Source organism: Ornithinibacillus bavariensis, assembly GCF_018333235.1.
Lineage (GTDB): Bacteria > Bacillota > Bacilli > Bacillales > Amphibacillaceae > Ornithinibacillus > Ornithinibacillus bavariensis.
This window is the reverse complement of the sequence record NZ_BORP01000001.1, coordinates 622,427-642,528: the sequence shown is the minus strand read 5'-3', so window position 1 is coordinate 642,528 and position 20,102 is coordinate 622,427. Positions and strand designations below refer to the sequence as shown.

General features: G+C 36.1%; 23 protein-coding genes. 6 read left to right on the top strand and 17 right to left on the bottom strand.

What is annotated here, in order from left to right; translation table 11 throughout:
* Positions 1-40 precede the first annotated feature (40 nt).
* From pyc to KI338_RS03240, 3 genes are all read right to left on the bottom strand, one after another.
* Complete coding sequence (gene pyc / locus KI338_RS03250; protein ID WP_212919524.1) at positions 41-3,481, bottom strand: pyruvate carboxylase; 3,441 nt, start codon at positions 3,479-3,481, stop codon at positions 41-43.
* A complete protein-coding gene (gene ftsW, locus KI338_RS03245; RefSeq protein ID WP_212919523.1) occupies positions 3,469-4,653 on the bottom strand; it encodes a putative lipid II flippase FtsW in 1,185 nt (394 codons plus the stop codon). The genes pyc and ftsW overlap by 13 nt, the downstream gene beginning before the upstream one ends.
* Positions 4,654-4,811: 158 nt before the next feature.
* Complete coding sequence (locus KI338_RS03240) at positions 4,812-5,093, bottom strand: Fpa/YlaN family protein (RefSeq protein ID WP_212919522.1); 282 nt, start codon at positions 5,091-5,093, stop codon at positions 4,812-4,814.
* Between the two features lie 233 nt (positions 5,094-5,326).
* Between KI338_RS03240 and KI338_RS03235 the strand changes: the two genes are divergently transcribed.
* Both KI338_RS03235 and KI338_RS03230 read left to right on the top strand, forming a co-directional pair.
* The gene (locus KI338_RS03235) at positions 5,327-5,797 is read left to right on the top strand and encodes a hypothetical protein (RefSeq protein WP_212919521.1); all 471 of its coding nucleotides are present in this window, start codon (positions 5,327-5,329) and stop codon (positions 5,795-5,797) included.
* A gap of 117 nt (positions 5,798-5,914) precedes the next feature.
* Positions 5,915-6,529: a YhcN/YlaJ family sporulation lipoprotein gene (locus KI338_RS03230; RefSeq protein WP_212919520.1), complete on the top strand. Its 615-nt coding sequence runs from the start codon at positions 5,915-5,917 to the stop codon at positions 6,527-6,529.
* A gap of 109 nt (positions 6,530-6,638) precedes the next feature.
* On the opposite strand, the gene KI338_RS03225 is transcribed toward KI338_RS03230, so the two are convergent.
* Complete coding sequence (locus tag KI338_RS03225) at positions 6,639-6,887, bottom strand: YbyB family protein (protein ID WP_212919519.1); 249 nt, start codon at positions 6,885-6,887, stop codon at positions 6,639-6,641.
* A gap of 109 nt (positions 6,888-6,996) precedes the next feature.
* Here KI338_RS03225 and KI338_RS03220 point away from each other — a divergent pair, with 109 nt between their 5' ends.
* Entirely contained in the window at positions 6,997-7,200 is a 204-nt protein-coding gene (locus KI338_RS03220) for a YlaI family protein (protein ID WP_212919518.1), read from the top strand.
* A 116-nt stretch (positions 7,201-7,316) separates the two neighbouring features.
* Here KI338_RS03220 and KI338_RS03215 read toward each other — a convergent pair whose 3' ends face one another.
* The gene (locus KI338_RS03215) at positions 7,317-7,595 is read right to left on the bottom strand and encodes a hypothetical protein (protein WP_212919517.1); all 279 of its coding nucleotides are present in this window, start codon (positions 7,593-7,595) and stop codon (positions 7,317-7,319) included.
* A gap of 178 nt (positions 7,596-7,773) precedes the next feature.
* Complete coding sequence (locus KI338_RS03210) at positions 7,774-8,097, bottom strand: YlaH-like family protein (RefSeq protein WP_212919516.1); 324 nt, start codon at positions 8,095-8,097, stop codon at positions 7,774-7,776.
* 145 nt (positions 8,098-8,242) lie between these two features.
* Between KI338_RS03210 and KI338_RS03205 the strand changes: the two genes are divergently transcribed.
* The gene (locus KI338_RS03205; RefSeq protein ID WP_212919515.1) at positions 8,243-8,419 is read left to right on the top strand and encodes a DUF5325 family protein; all 177 of its coding nucleotides are present in this window, start codon (positions 8,243-8,245) and stop codon (positions 8,417-8,419) included.
* Positions 8,420-8,425: 6 nt separating this feature from the next.
* On the opposite strand, the gene KI338_RS03200 is transcribed toward KI338_RS03205, so the two are convergent.
* Together KI338_RS03200 and KI338_RS03195 are read right to left on the bottom strand one after the other, a co-directional pair.
* The gene (locus KI338_RS03200) at positions 8,426-9,235 is read right to left on the bottom strand and encodes an inositol monophosphatase family protein (RefSeq protein ID WP_212919514.1); all 810 of its coding nucleotides are present in this window, start codon (positions 9,233-9,235) and stop codon (positions 8,426-8,428) included.
* A gap of 138 nt (positions 9,236-9,373) precedes the next feature.
* Complete coding sequence (locus KI338_RS03195) at positions 9,374-9,565, bottom strand: YkzI domain-containing protein (RefSeq protein ID WP_212919513.1); 192 nt, start codon at positions 9,563-9,565, stop codon at positions 9,374-9,376.
* A 213-nt stretch (positions 9,566-9,778) separates the two neighbouring features.
* Here KI338_RS03195 and KI338_RS03190 point away from each other — a divergent pair, with 213 nt between their 5' ends.
* Positions 9,779-10,396 carry a YktB family protein gene (locus tag KI338_RS03190; protein ID WP_212919512.1) on the top strand — a complete coding sequence of 206 codons (618 nt, stop codon included), beginning with the start codon at positions 9,779-9,781 and terminating at the stop codon, positions 10,394-10,396.
* Positions 10,397-10,457: 61 nt separating this feature from the next.
* Here the strand turns inward: KI338_RS03190 and KI338_RS03185 are convergent, their stop codons facing one another.
* The 9 genes from KI338_RS03185 to KI338_RS03145 form a co-directional block, all read right to left on the bottom strand.
* Complete coding sequence (locus KI338_RS03185; RefSeq protein WP_212919511.1) at positions 10,458-10,724, bottom strand: UPF0223 family protein; 267 nt, start codon at positions 10,722-10,724, stop codon at positions 10,458-10,460.
* The gene (locus KI338_RS03180) at positions 10,721-11,695 is read right to left on the bottom strand and encodes an NAD(P)H-dependent flavin oxidoreductase (RefSeq protein ID WP_212919510.1); all 975 of its coding nucleotides are present in this window, start codon (positions 11,693-11,695) and stop codon (positions 10,721-10,723) included. Before KI338_RS03180 ends, KI338_RS03185 begins: the two co-directional genes overlap by 4 nt.
* A 103-nt stretch (positions 11,696-11,798) precedes the next feature.
* Entirely contained in the window at positions 11,799-11,915 is a 117-nt protein-coding gene (locus KI338_RS03175; RefSeq protein WP_212919509.1) for a GapA-binding peptide SR1P, read from the bottom strand.
* Positions 11,916-12,046: 131 nt separating this feature from the next.
* Positions 12,047-12,952 (bottom strand): polysaccharide deacetylase family protein, encoded by a 906-nt coding sequence (locus KI338_RS03170; protein ID WP_212919508.1) that lies wholly within the window; start codon positions 12,950-12,952, stop codon positions 12,047-12,049.
* Positions 12,953-13,117: 165 nt separating this feature from the next.
* Positions 13,118-14,524: a dihydrolipoyl dehydrogenase gene (gene lpdA / locus KI338_RS03165; RefSeq protein ID WP_212919507.1), complete on the bottom strand. Its 1,407-nt coding sequence runs from the start codon at positions 14,522-14,524 to the stop codon at positions 13,118-13,120.
* A 5-nt stretch (positions 14,525-14,529) separates the two neighbouring features.
* A complete protein-coding gene (locus tag KI338_RS03160) occupies positions 14,530-15,801 on the bottom strand; it encodes a dihydrolipoamide acetyltransferase family protein (RefSeq protein ID WP_212919506.1) in 1,272 nt (423 codons plus the stop codon).
* Positions 15,802-15,822: 21 nt separating this feature from the next.
* Positions 15,823-16,800, bottom strand: a complete 978-nt coding sequence (locus tag KI338_RS03155) for an alpha-ketoacid dehydrogenase subunit beta (RefSeq protein ID WP_212919505.1) — start codon at positions 16,798-16,800, stop codon at positions 15,823-15,825.
* A 3-nt stretch (positions 16,801-16,803) separates the two neighbouring features.
* On the bottom strand, positions 16,804-17,847 hold the full coding sequence (pdhA, locus tag KI338_RS03150; protein WP_212920034.1) for a pyruvate dehydrogenase (acetyl-transferring) E1 component subunit alpha: 1,044 nt from the start codon (positions 17,845-17,847) through the stop codon (positions 16,804-16,806).
* A 411-nt stretch (positions 17,848-18,258) separates the two neighbouring features.
* Positions 18,259-18,921, bottom strand: coding sequence for a YkyA family protein (locus tag KI338_RS03145; RefSeq protein WP_212919504.1), 663 nt, complete (start codon positions 18,919-18,921; stop codon positions 18,259-18,261).
* A gap of 211 nt (positions 18,922-19,132) precedes the next feature.
* Between KI338_RS03145 and def the strand changes: the two genes are divergently transcribed.
* Positions 19,133-19,684 carry a peptide deformylase gene (def, locus tag KI338_RS03140; protein WP_212919503.1) on the top strand — a complete coding sequence of 184 codons (552 nt, stop codon included), beginning with the start codon at positions 19,133-19,135 and terminating at the stop codon, positions 19,682-19,684.
* The last annotated feature ends 418 nt before the right edge of the window (positions 19,685-20,102 follow it).

The window sequence follows — 20,102 nt, the reverse complement described above, 5'->3', positions numbered from 1 at the left end:
ATTGCTAAGCAAAAAGGCGCCTTATTGGGCGCCTTTTCTGTTATTCTAGCTCAATCAGTAAATCATTCACCTCAATAGCATCGCCATCTCGAACAAAAATATCTTTCACCACACCAGAAAATGGCGCTTGAACAGTAGTTTCCATTTTCATTGCTTCTGTAACAACTAGCTGATCACCTTTTTCAACCCTTTGTCCCCGTTCACATGCAACCTTCAAAACAGTACCAGGCATCGTTGCTCCAATCTGCTTTTCGTTATTTTTATCAACCTTTTGTCTTAATGTGATGGTCGTTTTGACACTCTTATCACGGACAATTACTTGACGTGCCTGTCCATTCAATTCGAAATAAACAACCCTGGTTCCATCTTCACGTGGTTCTGAGATGGATACAAGTTTTACAATTAAGGTTTTTCCCTGTTCAATTTCGACTTCAATTACTTCCTCTATATTCATTCCATAGAAGAAGGTCGGTGTGTCAAGAACTGATACGTCACCGTACATCTCATAGAAATGGTAGTAATCCATAAACACCTTTGGATAGAGAGCATAGGAAATCATGTCAAAGCTAGTAACTGGTTGATCTAGTGTCTTTTGTAAAGTTTCCTTCAAATGATCAAAATTAATCGGATCTAGTAGTTTTCCTGGTCTTTCTGTTATTGGTTTTTTGCCCTTTAATATGATGCGCTGTAATTCTCTAGGAAAACCTTGATATGGTTGACCTATATAACCACTGAAAAATTCTATTACTGAATCTGGAAAGTCTATTGTCTCCCCTCTTTCATAAATATCGTCCTCAGAAAGGTCGTTTTGTACCATGAATAATGCCATATCTCCAACCACCTTAGAAGAAGGGGTTACCTTGACAACATCACCAAACATGTCATTGACTCTCCGAAACATCGCTTTTACTTCATTCCAACGCTCTCCTAAACCAACCGCCTTAGCCTGCTGCTTGAGATTACTATATTGACCACCTGGCATTTCATGCTCATAGATTTCACTGTGTGGTGCCTTCATCCCACTTTCAAATTCCTGATAGTAATCCCGAACTCCTTCCCAATACGAGGATAGTTTTTCATAAGAGTGAATGTCTACCTTTGGTTGACGTTCATTCCCTACTAAAGCATGGTAAAGCGTTTGTGCACTTGGTTGTGAGGTTAAGCCGGCCATTGAGCCACAAGCTACGTCTACAACATCAACTCCAGCATCAATAGCCCGCGCATACGTATAGATTCCATTTCCACTTGTATCATGGGTATGCAAATGTATTGGTATATCGACTGTCTCCTTTAATTCAGATATTAATTGATAGGCTGCCTCTGGCTTTAATAAGCCGGCCATATCCTTAATGCCTAATATATGCGCTCCAGATTGTTCTAGCTCTTTTGCAATAGTCTTATAGTAAGACAAATCATATTTAGTTCGATTCGGATCGAGAATATCACCAGTATAACAAATAGCTGCCTCAGCAATTTTATTCTGATTCCGAACTGCCTGTATAGCAGGCCTCATTCCCTCAACCCAATTCAAACTATCGAATATACGGAAAACATCAATTCCTTCTGTTGCACTCTTTTCTACAAATTCTTCAATCAAGTTATCCGGATAATTCGTATATCCAACAGCGTTACTTGCGCGTAGTAGCATTTGAAATAATACGTTCGGTACATTTTCTCTTAGCTTACGAAGTCTTGCCCATGGGTCTTCCTTTAAAAATCGATATGCGACATCAAAGGTGGCACCCCCCCACATTTCAATAGAGAAAAGTTCAGGCAATAAACGGGATGTTGGCTCTGCTATTTTTACTAGGTCCTTAGTCCGAATACGTGTAGCTAGTAAAGATTGGTGAGCATCGCGAAAAGTTGTGTCAGTTAATAATACTTTATTTTGCTCCTTTAACCAGCTTGCCAATGCATCTGGACCTTGTTCATCTAATATTTGTTTTGTGCCAGGTTGTACCGGTACGTTTGCAATAGCCGGTATAGGAGGAGTATCAAATACAGGCTTACTCTTTTTAGACATTCCTTCAAATCCATTAACAGTTGTCTCTCCAATAAACGTAAGCATTTTTGTTCCTCGGTCCTTACGCTTCGGAAAAACGAAGAGTTCAGGTGTTTCATCAATAAATGTCGTATTATACTCACCTGTCATAAATTGTTCGTGCATCATAACATTTTCGAGGAATGGTATATTCGTCTTAATTCCGCGAATACGAAATTCCTTTAAATTTCGGACCATTTTTTGAACAGCTTGTTCAAAGGTAAGTGCCCATGTAGAAACTTTTACGAGCAAGGAATCATAGTGCGGTGAAATTTCCGCACCTTGAAATCCATTTCCCGCATCAAGACGTACCCCAAAGCCACCACCGGAGCGATATGCCATTATTCTTCCAGTATCTGGCATAAAGTTATTTAATGGATCTTCTGTCGTAACACGGGACTGAATTGCATATCCTAATGTTCTTATTTCAGCTTGTTGCGGAATACCAATAGAAGAATCATGTATATTTTGCCCTTCGGCTATTTTTATTTGGGTTTGAACAATATCTACTCCAGTAATAAGCTCTGTAATTGTATGCTCTACTTGGACTCTCGGATTAACTTCGATGAAGTAGAATTGATTATCTTTAACAAGAAACTCTACTGTTCCGGCATTTAAATAATTGACATTCTTCATTAACGTTACTGCCGATTGACAAATTGCGTCCCGTAATTCGTTATTTAGTGAAAGACTTGGTGCTACTTCTACGACTTTTTGATGCCTGCGCTGAATCGAGCAGTCACGTTCATATAGATGAACGATATTTCCAAACTGGTCTCCGATTATTTGTACTTCAATATGTTTTGGATGCTCTATCAGCTTCTCCACATATACTTCGTCACTACCAAAAGCAGCTTTTGCCTCCGATTTAGCCCTTTCATATCCGTCTCGTAAGCTATGTGCATTACGGACGATACGCATGCCTCTTCCACCACCGCCAAGTGCCGCCTTAATAATAATTGGATAGCCGTGTTTTTCTCCAAACTCTTGGACCTCTTCCAAGGAACTGACAGGACCATCACTACCAGGAATTACTGGTAAACCAGCTTTTAAAGCCTGCTCTCTTGCTCTTACCTTATCACCAAACATATGTAAATGTTCACTTGTTGGTCCGATAAAGATAATTCCTTCTTCCTGACACCTTTTTGCAAACTCTATATTTTCTGATAGGAAGCCATAGCCTGGATGAATGGCATCTACTCCTACCCGTTTGGCAATTGCTATAATTCCTTCAACATCTAAATAAGCATCAATTGGTTTTTTTCCTTCCCCGATTAAATAGGACTCATCTGCCTTATAACGGTGATAGGATCCTAAATCCTCCTTGGAATATATCGCTACTGTACGAATATTTAATTCCGTGCAGGCTCTAAAAACACGTATTGCAATTTCCCCGCGATTTGCAACTAAAACCTTTTTGATCTTATTTAACTCGACCATTTTGTTCCTCCTCTATATTGAAATCTATTTTCTGGAATTGGTTCTTCATTTACAGGAACAGGTTCCTGTTCTTTTTTCTTAACTGATCTAGCAATATTATTTAAAATCCCCATAGATACAAGCAGTATTAATAAGGATGAACCACCATAACTGACAAAAGGTAATGTAACACCAGTTATTGGTAATACTCCACTTGCAGATCCTAAATTAATAAACGCCTGAATACCAATCATTGAAGAAATACCAATTGCAAGTAGAGCCCCGAAGCTATCATCACATTTTCTTGAGATAAATATTCCTCTTAAAACAATGGTTGCTAATGAACCAATGACAACAAAAACACCAATAAAACCAAGTTCTTCTGCGATCACTGCCATAATAAAGTCCGTATGAGGGCCAAATAAATACCCTAGTTTCTGAACACTTTGTCCAAGACCTTCTCCGGTTAAACCTCCGACACCTATCGCTAAGTAGGATTGAATTAAATGGTAACCATCATCATCAGGATCTTCAAATGGCTGGTAAGCACCTGTAAATCGTGAAATCCTCTCATCCGTTATCATATGCGGAATCGCAACAGCTACCAATAATAATCCTAATGCTATCAATAAGAATAGATGCTTAAAGCGTATTCCTGAACTAAAAATAACAGAGCAAGCTATTAAAAAGATAATAGAGGCTGTACCAATATCTGGCTGTAATACGATTAAACCAAGAATAAATGCGGTTAAAATTAATGGAGGAAGTACTCCCCTACTAAAATTATTGATATAGGCCTGTTTTTTAGAATAGACAGAGGCTAAATACATAATAATTCCGAGCTTTGCAAATTCTGACGGCTGTATTCTAATCGGCCCTATGCTTAACCATGATTTCGCATTACCACTTACATCCCCAAACAATCTAACAGCTATTAACAATACGATAACACCTAAGATAATTAACTTAATTAGCTTCTGATAATTTCTGTAAGGGAAAAAACTACAAAATACAAATCCAGCTATGCCCAGGACAAACCATTGTAATTGTCGGATTAAATAATAATTGCTTTCATACCCCTCCACAATGGCCAAAACCATACTAGCACTATAAATCATAACTATTCCGAATCCAGTTAAAAAAAGTGGAATAATAATAAGTGTAAAGTCAAAATTCTTAAGTTTGCGTAGCAATTTGTCCCTCTCCCATTAATAAACTAACCCATTTTACTATTGAATCAGTATATAGCAGTTTTTTTCTAATTCTATTGTTTTTAAACAAAAAAACCTTGCCATTTCATATGCAGGCAAAGTTTTATGACAAAATCCTACCACACGAAATTAGTGCAGTCTTACACAGATTTTTGTGATGCTTCATGAAGAATATTAAGCTGCCTCTCTAGGTTTTCAAGAAGTGCTTTTCCTTCATCCTCACTAATTAAATGTAGTCGAACCGCAAAATCAATCTCTCTTGACAGACCAAACATTTGCGTATCTAATACTTCTTCGTATAACGGACATTGTGGCATTGTTAAATTATCAATCTGCACCTCAATTAACCGTAAAATTTTATCAGCATCAGCCTTGAGAAGGGCATAGGCTTTTTCACGATGGTCAATCGTTACCTCTTGCATCAAATTATCCCCTCCGGACAAAACAAACCTACAAGTATAAATGTATAAGCTTGTTTTTCTTTGATCAGATCAATTCTTCTACCATTATATTATCGTTTACTACTATAAAATGCAAATGTTACTTACAAGAACCTGCAAATAAAATTACCACTAGGAACGGTTTTTTTCGTTTTATTTATTATCCATGTCTGCTATTCTTAATAAGTATACATATATTTGAAAGGTGGATACTTATGATTGTTCCGATAATAGGAAATGTAAGGTATCAAATTACCATGGATCCAACCGTATGGATATTTGATGATCGTAAAATAATATTGGAGGAAGCCTTTTCGGTTCAAGAGAAAAATGAGAAGGATCTTCTAGAAGAAGCTGCAAAAAAATGGGAACGTGCAATTGAGAAGCCTCCTGTTAATAAAACATTAACTAGGCATGAACGAGAAGACATTCTTCAATACTCCTATGTTATGCCAATTCATGATTTTTTAAATCATGCTGAGATTAACGATGATGCAAAAGATGCCACACTTATTACGAGCGAAGGTGAAGTTTCTATTTCTATTGATCAGCTCTATAATAGCTATTTACTTTTCGCATTAAATGGAAAGCCACTAAAGGAAGATGGCCCTGTCCATCTACTATATAAAGATGGTACCAATAAAGATAATCCAATAAAAGGGATAAAAAAAATCCAGTTTAATTAAATTGAAAAGCAGCTACATGATGGCTGCTTTTCTTTTATTAGTATAATTTGTTCTCGTCTACTTAAACTAACAGTAAAGTTATTCCCCTTATATTTATTCTACTAGGAGGAGAAATTAATGTTAGTTAAAAAAGCTATCTTAGTCCTTAGTTTACTGTTACTATTCGGCTGTCAGCAAAATAATGCAGACCGCGCCTTACCATCCGAAAAACAGGATCCTAACAATAGAATTGTAAATGTCAAAAATTCTTCACCTGTCCAAGATCAAAACTATTCTAATCAGGAAATTGCCAATCACTTAGCAAGTGTTGCCGATGAGGTACCTCAAGTAAACGATGCAGTAGCAATTGTAGTCGGTCCTTATGCAGTTGTTGGAATTGATGTGGATAAAGACTTAGACCGTTCTAGAGTTGGTACGATTAAGTACTCTGTTATAGAGGCATTACAGCACGATCGCTATGGTAGAACTGCTGTCGTAGTAGCAGACGCGGATATCACACAACGAATTCGTAATATGAATGATAAGATAAGGCAAGGCTACCCAATTCAAGGTGTTGTTGATGAAGTTGCCGCAATCGTTGGTCGATATATGCCTGATTTTCCAATGCCAGAAGATCAACCTGCTGAGCCTAATCAGAACAAGAAGATAATTGATGACAATAATGAGGAAAAAAAAATGGATGACATTATTGATGAACAATCAAAGAATAACCATGATAAGCGTAAGGATTAAAAGTGATGTTTCAGTAGACCTTATGGCTAAATATTTCCTGTTTTTCTTAAAAGAATTCTTTATTAAACAGGAATGAGGTTGTCTTAAGATGAGACAACCTCATTTTCTTTTATTCATTAGCCTTTAACTCATTATAATATTGAACACCAAATTGAGAACCTTCAGATACCATTTTCGCATTTTCTAGTTGTTCAAGTTCTAAATCATCTACTTGATCAGGCTTACCTGCATGAAGTAGAGTTAAATCCTCATCCATTTCCATATCAATTGAATTAGACTGGCTTTTAAACTGCCTCGCCCCTAGTATAAATCCCGCAATACCTGCTCCTAATGCTGAAATAACATAGCCTTTCTTCATATTATCACCCTTTCTACCTTTATCTTAATGTACCTCTCTTTAACAGAAAATAAACATATCTTCATTAGATATGATATAGTAAAAGTATATTTTGATTTGAGGTGGTAAGATGCAAGTAAAGTGTACTCTATGTGATACAGTGGAAAATATAGAAGATTATTCCTTACAAGCTAAACGATTGAGAAACCGTAGAATATATATGTATTTATGTAACAATTGCTATGAAAGAGTTAAGGATAATACGTTAAAACGTCATGCTACAGGAAAGTTCCGTTTATATGAAGAGAAAAAAAAGGAAGACGAGTTAATATAAAAGGCTGTTTTAATATGAATTGTGGTTTTAGGACTGGGTTTATATAATGGGAATAGGAAGTTCATCGTTATCCACGTAAAAACGAACTCCTTCAAGAGTTCGTTTTTACGTAATAGTTATGAGCCTTCCATTTTTAAAGCATCAACATATTGTTTAGCTTCTATCAAGGATAGACCTAATGTTTCTCTAGCTCTTTTTACTCCTTTTACATCTTTTCCTTCATTCAATAGTTGTTTCAATTCGTTATCTAATGCGTTATTAGGCACATCAGCTTGTTTATAAATTTTGTCTAAGGTATATTTCAAACCTTTGACACGACTATTAAGTTTAACGACTTCATTTAGTAAATATAGAACAATAAATAGTATCAATAATTCAGCACAATTAATTTCCACGAAAATGCCTCCTGCAAAATGACCTATTTCATTATTTAGTAGATAATAATCCTATTCGATCTGAATATTCCATATTCAAAAACTCATTAAAATGCAACAATCTTTTAGAAAACAGCCACAAAATAATAATGGGGTCTATACCAAATTAATTCAGAAATAGACCCCGGTTCAAATTTTATTATGAAGCAGTCTTCCCATTTTTGGCTTTTCGTTGTAAATGTAAACGAATTCGATAAATGGCAAGAACGACACAGATTACGAATAGACTTTCCGTTAGTGGAAGAGGCTCACCCGCTAAAACAGCTGGCCACACAATAAACAATAAATAAAGCACCAGAATTCCTAGCGCCAGTAAAATATATACAATAACTGATTTTAATATTGGTAGTTTTTTAGCAAAACCCAATTTATATGCTATTGCAGCTAATACGAGATTTGTTATGTATAATATCGTGAATAAGTTCTCAACACCATAGTTCTCCATTACAAAATTATAAACCATATAAATAAATCCTCCATTAGATGTATTCCAGTTTAACTATACTAAATTTCATATAATCACGCTAGTATGAGGTGTGAAATTAATATTTTGTCCTATCAAATTAGATACGATATACTTAATATGTATACAGTAAGGGGTGACACGAATGAAACAGATAAACATTCCAGCTCTACTATTAGCAATGCTAGTCGTCCTAATGTTTATAGGAGTTGGTTTTGCGATTGCTCTTCGTAGTATTTTGCTTATTCTTTTATTTATCGTACTTGGTTTTTCCATCATGGGCAGTGGATTGGCTTTGAAAAAACGAAAAGTGACTCGCTAAGGCGAGTCACTTTCTTCCTTTTTTTATAAAATCTTCTAAAATTCTCTTATGGACCTCAGGATGTCCTGTAAAAACAGAATCTCTCTTTAAAATATCTAAGACATTCCCATCAAGATTGGTTGATACCCCTCCGACTTCATTTACCAAAATCATTCCTGCGGCAATATCCCAAGGCGATAAACTCATCGTTAAATAGCCCTCTAAAACTCCTTCAGCTACATAGGCAAACTCAAGTGCTGCTGAACCATAGGTTCTCGATCCACGAGCAGTCTGAACTAATTCTTGCATAACCCTTTCATCTACTAGAGGATTCTCACATAACCATAAATGAGTTAATCCAACGATAGATTCCTCTAAAACCACTCCTGATTTTAGAGGTGGTAATTTTTGTCCATTTTTATAAGCACCTTCACCACGTGTTGCTGTGTAAAGAATATCTTCCATAACATTATAAATAAGGCCAATTTCACCAATACCCTCATGATATATGCCAATAGAAATAGCAAAATTTCTTTTTTGTTGAACAAAATTCATCGTCCCGTCTATCGGGTCAATAATCCAAATTGTTCCGTCCACTGTTTGGATATTATCACCAAATCCCTCTTCTGATAACAATAAATGTTTTGGATATTTACTTTTTATCTTATTGACAAAATATTCTTCTGTGCTTCTGTCTACTGAAGTTACAAGATCATTTGGGTTAGACTTAGACCCGATCTCCATTGGTTCATTTATTTTATTGCGAATAATATTACCTGCCTCTAAAATCCAACTTTTAGCAGTGTTAAATATTTCTTCCCGAACTAACTTATCCATCCTAAAGCCTCCAATTAATCTCTACTCTTATACAATAGTATCAGAATATTGGAAGCGAGTATACATGAGAGCCTTATCACAAAAATTCAGAAAAAAGCTCAAAGTAAGTGTTGGAAACCTACCTTGAGATAGAAACTATTAATTATCCTGTAAAACCATCAATTGCTTACGAAGCGTTTTTAATCTTTCTTTTGATTTTATAATTTGAACGGTATCATTGGCTTGTAAGGCATCATATAGGGTTAATAATTCATAATCAATTTCCATACGAAGGACTGGTAGTCTTTCTTTTTCTTCTAAACGTCTTACCTCTTCTAATAAATATTTCAACCATTCCACACCCTTTCAAGAAGCTGGTTTTGAAAAAATACTATGTTGTCCATGTTTTTATGAACATTCTCTTTGTTTTCTTTATATATATGTATTTTTATCGGGATTCGTTCAAAAAACATTTTGTTTTTCAAACGGTATACTTGACTTATTTAAAGTAATTTGTTCATAATAATTAATATAATTAGCTTAAAAAAGAAGGGTTGTTTTTGAATGGGAAGTACTGGTTTTACTAAAAGCGATTTTGATACTTTTAAAATAGATGGATTAGATGCAAGAATGGAGGCAATTCAAACTAACATTCAGCCAAAGTTTCGTGAAATAGGTTATGAATTAGTTGAGTTTTTATCTACAAGACTTGGTAATGAAGTATATTTACATATAGCCAAGCATGCTAGAAGAACTGTTAATCCTCCGAAGGATACATGGTTGGCAATTTCGAATAATAAACGTGGCTATAAAAAGCACCCACATTTTCAGGTAGGTTTATTTGATGACCACCTATTTATTTGGTTGGCTTGTATTTATGAATTAGATTTCAAACAAGCAATCGCCAAAGAATTCTTAAAAAGCTATACCCAAATTAAAAAGTTACCAGCTGACTTTGTCATCTCCTTTGATCATATGAAAAAAGATGCGATTTCTCTTGGCGAATTAGAAAAGAAACATTTAGACCGTTTCCGTGATGTAAAAAAAGCGGAATTCCTTATCGGTAGGAGACTATTACCAAACAATCCTATTGTCTCGGATGGTGAAGCTTTAGTTAAACTGGTTAAAGAAACTTATGAACTATTGATACCATTTTATCAAAAAGCACTACAAGTAAGATAGATAATGGTTAACATAGGGTCTTAAACCAATCCATTGGCTATAGACCCTTTCTATTCTAAAATTACATTCTTATCTTATGTCTGTCCTCTTCCTTTACTTTCTTCATAACTTGATATCCGGAATAGCCTGATTCCCTTTCGAATTCAGTAAATAGTCTCTTCTCTTCACTCTTCGATGGAACGACTTCTTTAAATTTCCGATAACCTGCTAATAAAATATCCCTCTCAATCCCGGATTCATAGGCTCTTTCAACTAAAGTAAAAAACTGTACGACAATAATTATTTCATCCTTTGACCAACTCGTGTCAAAAGGGTAATTGTAACTCAATCTAGAGCACCTCCATCTTTCCATTTATTTTTAATCTCTTCTGCTTCTTTTATCATTCCATCTATTAATTCCTGTACTGTCGGAATATCATGGATACTGACAATTCCTTGACCAGCCCATCCAAATCCGTTTTCAGGGTTACCATCATGAATATAGTTTTTATTGGCAGCTCCACTTATATAATCCCGTAAAACGTCATATCCTCCATCTTGTTTCTCAAGCTCTAAAATTTTCTCTGTCCAGCTATTTTTAAGTGCACGTGCTGGAGCACCTAGTGAGCGTTTAATTACAACTGTCTCATTATCGTCCGCATTTACAATTGCATCTTTGTATATAGGGTGTGCATGGACACACTCCTTTGTAGCAATAAATCTTGTTCCCATCTCTACTCCCTCTGCACCTAGAGCAAGAGCTGCCATTAATCCTCTACCATCGGTGATTCCACCGGATGCAATAACTGGGATAGACACATTATCTACTACTTGTGGCGTTAGAACTACTGTCCCTGTATCGGCTCGTCCTAAATGGCCTCCCCCCTCATGTCCAACAACGATTACTGCATCAGCACCTAGCTCCTCTGCTTTCATTGCCTGACGTTTAGCGGCAACTAAGACCATCGTTTTAATGGGGTGATCTCTAATCATATCGAATACACCTTTAGGATTTCCACCTGTCACAGAAATAACTGGAACTTTTTCCTCAATTACTACTTCTATCATATCTTCAAATGGACGATTATGCTGTCCTATTGCAAAGTTTACACCAAACGGGTTTTTCGTTAATTCTCTAACACGGTTTATTTCACTTCGTAGGCTATCTGGATTTTCCAAGCTCATTGCAGTTATCTGTCCTAAGCCTCCTGCATTAGAAACAGCGGCAGCTAGATCCGCATAAGCCAGATGTGCTAATCCTCCTTGGATTATTGGATATTGAATATTAAACAATTCCGTGATTCGTGTATTCCAGCCCATATTCATTCCTCCATCATACTTTGTATATCCATCCTATCACGCCCCTGGATTCACGACAAAACAAATGGCTGCAAAGTTTGCAGCCAAATGTATGATAGATTATTTATTTTTGCATTTTTTTCGTTTTACAATCAGGACATGTTCCGTAAAGAACGACAACCTTCTCATTTTCATAATGCTCAATTGTTTGCTGACATGTTTGACAAATAATTGTACCCACTATTCCCAGCTCCCTCAATATAATGTATAACACTTATTGTTAATAAAGTATAATACATTTACGATATATCACATAATTAGTATAACATAATTAATAAAAAGTACCAGTGATTTTTCACTAGTACTTGTTTATTAATCAGAAATCGTTTCGATTAAATGCGGATCAACCATCTCGTAGCCTTGTTCACGCAGTCCTACTACAATATCTCCCAGTGCTTCACTTGTCCATTTTCTGTCATGCATTAATAAATTTGCACCTGGATTTAATAATGAATTTGGTTCACGCGCCTCTGGACCTTCCCCAGTAATCATAGCTTTGGTTAATTTTTCTTTATCCATATATGGCTTGAAATAATCATAACCATATGACCAGTTCATTAATACCATCTTTTCTTCCTTGACAAGATTCTTGGAATAATCAGTATTAGCACCATTTGGTGCTCGAAAGAATTTCGGGCGTTCTCCAATAATTTCTTCTACCATATCATTTACACGTATAATTTCATTCTTCTGTTCCTCTTTTGTTAAATCTGGTAACTTTTTATGAGAATATGTGTGATTTCCAATAATGAATCCCATGTCATGAATTTTTTTCAATATTTCTTTGTTTTCAGGAGTTTCTAGAAAATGACCATTTACAAAAAATATTGCCCCTGCATCCAGATCCTTTAGCGTTCTAGCCATTTCTAATGCATACTTATCTGGTGCATCATCAATAGTCAGTAGAACAACTTTTTCATTTATTCCTTCTTTAATCGGGGTAATCGACCAATTATCTGCGATACGATACGCTGCTTCAACTGCTCCCCCCATTTCCTTATCATTATTTGCTTCCTCTTGATTTGAAGCTTCTTGATCTGCACCTTTATTATTCTCGGTATTTTCAGCTATATTACTATCTTCATTCGAATTACTAATTTGTTCTTTCGGTTCATCTTTTATTTGATTATCTTTCGTTTCTTTACTTTGATTCGAATTACTGCATGCTACCAAAGACACCATCAGTAGCACGGAAATTAACATAAAGATTTTTTTCATGACGAATCCTCCTGTTGTATTTTATTACTTGTCCAATACAAGTTTAAACGACAGGACAAAAGAATACAATATGCGAAAACATTTCGATTCACGCAAAAACCCCCAAAAAAAAAATAAGAGTAATGTATCCTTTATGAATACATTACTCTTATTAATTCGTTTCAATTAAAGCATATGGATTGGTGTTCCTAATGCTACTTCAGCTGCTTCCATGGTTATTTCACCAAGTGTTGGGTGAGCATGAATAGTTAATGCGATATCTTCAGCAGTCATACCAGATTCTACTGCTAATCCGATTTCTGAGATCATATCACTTGCATTAGGACCAGCAATTTGACCACCAAGAACAAGTCCATCCTCTTTACGAGTTACTAATTTTAAGAAGCCATCTGTTGCATTAAGTGAAAGAGCACGACCATTTGCACCGAATGGGAATTTTGCTACTTTTACATTGTATCCTGCATCTTTTGCTTCTTGTTCCGTCATTCCTACTGTAGCAAGTTCAGGTTCAACGAAAGCTACTGCTGGCATACCGATATAATCAACTTCAGATTTTTCTCCGCTGATAGCTTCTGCAGCAACCTTACCTTCATAAGATGCTTTATGAGCTAAAGGAGCACCTGCCACAACATCCCCAATTGCATAAATGTTAGGTACATTAGTGCGGCATTGCTTATCTACTTTGATTAATCCTCTTTCATCGACCTCAATACCAACTTGTTCTAAACCAATCTCTCTTGTATTTGGACGACGACCAACTGTAACCAATACGTAATCCGCTTCAACTGTCTCTTCTTTTCCAGCAACTTCATAGCTTACCTTCACGCCGTCTTTTGTTTCTTCGACGCCTTTGGCCATTGCTTCTGTAATAATCGTTGCACCTTTCTTCTTAAGGCCTTTCTTAACTAATTGAGTCATTTGTTTTTCAAAGCCACCAAGGATATCTTTCGCACCCTCTAAGAAGATTACTTCAGTACCAAAATTAGCATATGCAGTACCAAGCTCAGCACCAATGAATCCTGTGCCGATTACTACTAGCTTTTTAGGAACTTCTTTAAGATCAAGAGCAGCTGTAGAATCTAATACACGCTCAGAGAACTTAAATGTAGGAATTTCAATTGGTGATGAACCTGTTGCGATAATGCAGTTTTTAAATGTGTATGTTTGAGAAGTCTTCTCATCCATAACTTTTACAGTATTTCCATCAACAAAATATACTTCACCTTTAACGATGTCGACTTTATTCCCTTTTAATAGGCTCTCAACACCGGATGTTAGTTTATTAACAACGGATGCTTTCCATTCTTGTACTTTAGAGAAATCAACAGTTACATTTTCGGTTTTAATACCAATTGCTTCACTGCCATGAGCTCTCTCTACTGAATGTCCAGCTTCGATTAATGCTTTTGATGGAATACAACCAATATTTAGGCACACGCCACCTAAAGCTCCTTTATCCACGATAGTTACTTTTTGACCTAATTGTGCGGCACGAATAGCAGCTACATATCCCCCAGGGCCTGCACCGACAACAAGTGTGTCTAGTTCAATTGGAAAATCTCCTACTACCATAATCCTTACGCCTCCATCATAATTAATTGTGGATCATTTAATAAACGCTTGATTTGATTTAAGGCTAGCTGAGCAGTTGCACCATCAACAATACGGTGATCGAAGCTCAATGAAACTGCAAGTACAGGAGCAATCACAATTTCTCCATCACGAACTATTGGTTTTTCGGCAATACGTCCGATTCCTAATATTGCAGCTTCTGGATAGTTGATAACTGGTGTGAACCATTGTCCTCCCGCAGAACCGATATTAGAAATTGTACTTGAAGCACCTTTCATCTCATCTGGTGCTAGTTTACCACTTCTAGCTTTATCTGCCAATTCATTAATTTCTTGTGAAATAGCAAAAATTGATTTACGGTCTGCGTTCTTAACTACAGGAACAAGTAACCCTTTATCTGTATCAGCAGCAATACCAATGTTAAAGTAATGTTTTTGCACAATTTCTTCTGTAGCATCATCAATGGAAGCATTTAGAATAGGATATTGTTTCAATGCAGAAACAATAGCTTTAACAACATAAGGTAGGTAAGTTAATTTAATACCTTGATCTAATGCAGTCTGCTTAAATTTCTTACGATGCGCAACTAATGCTGTTACATCTACTTCATCCATTAAAGTAACATGTGGTGCTTTTGATTTTGAGTTAACCATTGCTCTAGCAATAGCTTTGCGAATTGGGCTCATTTTCTCACGTGTTTCTGGGAAGTTTCCTTCTAAAACAGGTGTTTTTGCTGGTGCTGTATCTTGAGCTGCAGTTTCTGCTTCTGCTCTATCTACCACAGGTTGACCACCGTTTACGAAGCTATCAATATCTTCTTTCGTGATACGGCCATTATTTCCAGTACCTGTTACTAGCTTAATGTTCACATCATTTTCACGAGCATATTTGCGCACAGAAGGCATTGCTATAACGCGCTTATTCTCATCTACATCTGTAGTTTGTTGAACAGCCTGTGGAGCTTCTGCTTTTGGAGCTTCTGCTTTTACTGCTTCATTCTTCTCAGCAGCAGGTTCTTCACTTTCTGTACTTTCATAGCCTTCAGCATCAAAAGAAATAAGAGTGTCGCCAACTACTGCAACTTCTCCTTCTTTCACAAAAATCTTCGTAACTGTTCCTTCTACTGGAGAAGGGATTTCAACGACAGCCTTATCGTTTTGTACTTCACAGAGCACATCATCTTCTTTAACCGCGTCGCCCTCTTTAACCATCCATGATACAATCTCACCTTCATGGATTCCTTCACCGATATCCGGTAATTTAAATTCAAAAGCCATTAGAAAAGCCTCCTATCAAAGTTAGAAATTCATTACAGTGTTTACTTTTTCTATGATGTCATTATAATTAGGTAACCAAACGTTTTCCGCTTCAGAGAATGGATATACTGTGTCTGGTGCAGTAACACGTAATACTGGAGCTTCTAAATGTAAGATTGCTCTTTCTTGAATTTCAGAAACAACATTTGCAGCAATACCAGCTTGTCGTTGTGCTTCTTGAACAACTACGACACGATTTGTTTTCTTAACTGATTCCAAAATAGTATCAATATCAATAGGTGAAACAGTACGTAAATCGATAACCTCTACATCAACACCGTTTTTCTCAAGCTCTTCAGCTGCCTTTAGTGATGCATGTACCATAGCACCATATGTTACGATGGTTACATCTTTACCTTCACGCTTAACGTCTGCTTTACCAAGTTCAATTGTATATTCGCCTTCTGGAACCTCTCCACGGAATGAACGATATAATTTCATATGCTCAAGGAAAATAACTGGATCATTATCACGAATTGAAGAAATTAGTAACCCTTTTGCATCATATGGAGTAGATGGAATAACTACTTTTAAGCCTGGTTGCTGTGCTACTAATCCTTCTAAGGAGTCAGCATGCAATTCTGGAGTATGCACACCTCCACCAAATGGTGAACGTACTGTAATAGGTGCATTTTTTGTTCCTCCAGAACGATAGCGCATACGGGCCATCTGACCACTGATTGAGTCAATTACTTCATATACGAAGCCAAAGAATTGAATCTCAGGAACAGGGCGATAGCCTTCTAAAGCAAGTCCAATTGCTAGACCACCAATTCCAGACTCTGCTAATGGCGTGTCAAATACACGATCTTCCCCGAATTCTTTTTGAAGGCCTTCTGTAGCACGGAATACACCACCGTTTTGGCCGACATCTTCACCAAACACTAGCACATTTTCATCATTTTTTAATTCTGTGCGTAGTGCATCAGTGATTGCTTGAATCATTGTCATTTGTGCCATTGTTTATTTCGACTCCTTTGCTTTGTACTCTTCCATTTGTTCTTGTAAATTCTGTGGAAGTGTTTCAAACATATTAGAAATTAAATCAGTAACTTTTTGCTTTGGATATTGATCCGCTTTTTTGATTGCTTCTTTAATATCCTCTTTTGCTTGTTCAATTACTTGGTTTTCGTCTTCTTCTGTCCATAGTTTCTTGCTTTCTAGGAACTTACGGAAACGAACTAGAGGATCTTTTTTCTCCCATTCAGAGTCAAGATCTTGAGAACGGTAACGTGTTGGATCATCTCCTGACATTGTATGAGGACCGTAACGATAGGTCATCGTTTCAATTAACATTGGACCTTCACCAGCTATTGCACGTTCTCTTGCATATTTAGTTGCAGCGTAAACAGCAAGTACGTCCATACCATCAACTTGAATTCCTTCAATTCCAGCAGCAATTGCTTTTTGTGCTAGAGTTTTAGCTGCAGTTTGTTTTTCTCTTGGTACAGAGATAGCAAATCCGTTATTCTGAACGATAAAAATGTTATTAGCACCATATGCTCCTGCGAAGTTCATTCCTTCGTAGAAATCACCTTGTGATGTACCTCCATCACCAGTGTACGTAATCGCTACCGATTTCTTACCACGCATTTTCAGACCTAAACCAACACCAGCAGCTTGCACATATTGTGCACCAATAATAATTTGTGGAGGAAGTGCATTCATACCCTCTGGCATTTGATTTCCATGAAAATGTCCTTTTGAAAATAAGAATGCTTGATATAATGGTAATCCGTGCCAGATTAATTGTGGAACGTCACGGTATCCAGGCAGTATATAGTCTTCTTTTTCTAATGCAAAATGACTACCCAATTGAGATGCCTCTTGACCAGCAGTTGGTGCATAGAAACCAAGACGACCTTGTCTGTTTAATGCGATAGAACGTTGATCAAGCACGCGAGTATATACCATTCTCTTCATTAATTCTCTTAATTCATCATCTGACAAATCAGGCATGTCATCCTTATTGACAATTTTCCCATCTTCATTAAGAATCTGGAACATTTCGAACTGACTTTCAACACTTTCTAAAACGTGTTTCAAAATAGTTCACCTCTTCCTTTCTTTCATCCTTTTGAAATAATCTTTACTATCCTTCCCCAAAACAAGGAAAATCTGTACCGATTTGCTATTATTTGTGTCTTATTTACGTCAGTAAGGTTCATACGATGGAAAGGAACACAAACTGTTACATTTTTCTCGCAAAAAAAACTGGTACAATATATTGAATACAAATAAAGTTTAGCTCAACTAATTCCATTCGGTCAACTACTTTGACTTACATTTCTTGATATGTTGGCATACTCCCTCATTCATCATTATCCAACTGTTATAGTTGATTGTATATTTTGTACTAAAACACCATAAAAAAAGACGCTGTCACATAATAAAATTATGATGTCAGCATCTTTTCACCTACTTATTCTCTACATACTTTACATTTATATTGGCAATCTTATAAAAATCTTTCTTTAATTCGTTGTATTTCGTTGTAAGCTCATTGAATGAATCATTGGCATTAATAACTTCCTGGTATTTAACATTTAATTTTTCGATATGTGCCTGCAAATCCTCTTGTTGTAGATCTTCTATTTGCAGCATTTCATATAATTCTTTTTCCAAGTCTATGGATTCATTGTACACCTTATTCAGAGTCTGATATGCATCATAGCGCTTTTCCATCGTGTCATATAGGGTTGTCGCTTCTTTTTTAACCTCTGTATCCTTTAGTTTATCAATGACGTCCTTTGTTTTCTCAAATTCTTCCTTTGCTTGATCTAAGCTTTCTCTCTCTAATTTGATCTTCTCAGAACGCTTGTCAATAGAAGTAATTGCTTCCTGTGATAATTGCTTAATTTTATCTAGTTCATCAATACCAAGTTCAATAATTTCTTTGTAAATATCTTGTTCTTTCTTCTCCAATCCTGCTATCTCGTCTTGTTGCTTTTTAAATCCATCTTCCAGGTGAACAGCTTCTTCTAGATGGTTATAAATTTGTGTTTCAGGACTATCTCCACACCCTACTAGGAATAGTAGGATTCCAAAGCATATGATGAAAAATGATTTCGATATTTTCACCTTTGATGATCCCCCTCTTGCCTGCTGCAATTGCTAGATTATATTACTGTCATTTAGTATATCATAAAAATAGCTATCTGGATTTATATTTTAATAGCTTGCTCATGGTAAATTTATGCCAGAAGCACAAAATATATGATAAACTATTTAGTTGATTGCACAATGTATATTCGGTAAGAATATGATATAAAAAAGAGATGGAGTGAAATAAATGCTTACAATGGATGATATTGTTCGAGAAGGACATCCTTCCTTAAGAGAAGTGGCCAAGGAAGTGAAGTTACCCCCAACAGAAGAAGAAACTAATTTATTAAAAGATATGCTTGAGTTTCTTATAAATAGTCAAGATGAAAAGGTATGTGCAAAATATAATCTTCGGCCTGGTGTAGGACTAGCTGCTCCTCAACTCGGTATATTAAAGAGAATGATTGCAGTTCATTTTGAAGATTCAAATGGGAAACTTTATAGCTATGGCCTATTCAATCCTAAAATAGTTAGTCATTCCGTTGAAAAGGCATATTTATCGGTTGGTGAAGGCTGTCTATCTGTGGATAGGAATGTAGAAGGTTTTGTACCTAGACATGCACGAATAACTGTGAAGGCGACAGATATAGAGGGAAATCAGTTAAAACTTCGATTAAAGGATTATGCTGCAATCGTTTTTCAGCATGAAATTGATCATTTAAACGGTGTTATGTTCTATGACCATATCAATCAACAAAACCCATTTGCTATACCAGAAAATTCAAAAGCAATTGATTAGCTATCCAGCAACAGTCTCCCCTAACTGTTGTCCTTTTATTATATACCTAGTTCCAATTATGCTTATGTCATGAGGCAAGTATCCGACATTTTTTAGCTTACATGCTATGTATAGAATTTCAGGAAATGAAGAGAATACTCATTAGATACTAGCCCTTATTACCTAGCAAAATTGGGAAGCTTTTCATTTACTGTCAACCGTTTGAATAATATTTTTAAGGAAATTGTTTATTTCTATTTCCAATTTTTTAATTCCATACTATACTATAAGTACAAGGGATTGGACGGTAGAACTTGATAGTGCTTTTCTTTAACCTTCCTGAAAGGAGTGTATGTCCTTATGTTGCGTCGCCTAAAAGAAAAGCTTAAGAAGCGTTGGAGAGATTTTTTAGGCCGGGGACGTGTACCGACAACTTTTA